The organism is Pseudoalteromonas sp. P1-26, assembly GCF_001401795.1.
Taxonomy (GTDB): Bacteria; Pseudomonadota; Gammaproteobacteria; order Enterobacterales; family Alteromonadaceae; genus Pseudoalteromonas.
Genome location: NZ_LKDX01000128.1, coordinates 1 through 639, shown reverse-complemented (window position 1 = coordinate 639; position 639 = coordinate 1). Strand labels below are relative to the sequence as shown.

Annotated in this window: 1 rRNA gene; it reads left to right on the top strand. The window is 53.7% G+C overall.

Going from position 1 to position 639, the window contains the following annotated elements:
- A 23S ribosomal RNA gene (locus AN394_RS21225) occupies window positions 1-639 on the top strand; the annotation flags it as partial.

Below are 639 nucleotides of genomic sequence, written 5' to 3'. Positions count from 1 at the left end.
TTACGGACAGTGCCTGGTGGGTAGTTTGACTGGGGCGGTCTCCTCCCAAAGAGTAACGGAGGAGCACGAAGGTTGGCTAAGTACGGTCGGACATCGTACGGTTAGTGTAATGGTAGAAGCCAGCTTAACTGCGAGACAGACACGTCGAGCAGGTACGAAAGTAGGTCATAGTGATCCGGTGGTTCTGAATGGAAGGGCCATCGCTCAACGGATAAAAGGTACTCCGGGGATAACAGGCTGATACCGCCCAAGAGTTCATATCGACGGCGGTGTTTGGCACCTCGATGTCGGCTCATCACATCCTGGGGCTGAAGTCGGTCCCAAGGGTATGGCTGTTCGCCATTTAAAGTGGTACGCGAGCTGGGTTTAGAACGTCGTGAGACAGTTCGGTCCCTATCTGCCGTGGGCGTTTGAGAATTGAGAGGGGTTGCTCCTAGTACGAGAGGACCGGAGTGAACGAACCGCTGGTGTTCGGGTTGTCATGCCAATGGCACTGCCCGGTAGCTACGTTCGGAACTGATAAGCGCTGAAAGCATCTAAGCGCGAAGCAGGCCTCGAGATGAGTTCTCACTAGACTTTTAAAGTCTCTGAAGGGCCGTTGAAGACTACAACGTTGATAGGCAGGATGTGGAAGTGGTG